1 protein-coding gene is annotated in these 284 nt (G+C 58.8%); it reads left to right on the top strand.

The annotated features are described in order from the left end of the window. Positions 1-284: hypothetical protein (locus tag JN414_RS16600; RefSeq protein ID WP_202208895.1), on the top strand; the 284-nt coding region annotated here is incomplete at both ends.

The following is a 284-nucleotide window of genomic DNA, read 5'->3' as shown; positions in this document are numbered from 1 at the left end:
GGAATTGTAGCTGGCGTGGTCGCAACCGGCGTTGCCATGTACAAGCTCGGATCTTATGCGGAAGCCGAAAGCGAGCAGCTGGCGACGCTGTCGCAGCATCTTCGGGCAACCCGTGCAGATTATGCCGACATGGCGCAGGCAGCCAATGATGCAGCAGATCATCTTTCTGCCACGTCTGGTCTGTCCACCGATGACAGCAGGTCAACGACGGCGACCTTTGCCGCCATTCCAACACTAGGCAGCTCTGATCTGTCCGGTCTGGCGTCTGAGGCAACCGATCTTGC

The sequence above is a fragment of the Gluconobacter sp. Gdi genome, assembly GCF_014132155.1.
In the GTDB taxonomy this organism is placed as follows: Bacteria; Pseudomonadota; Alphaproteobacteria; order Acetobacterales; family Acetobacteraceae; genus Gluconobacter.
Note: the sequence above shows the minus strand (reverse complement) of the source record. Positions and strands in the feature narration are given on the sequence as shown.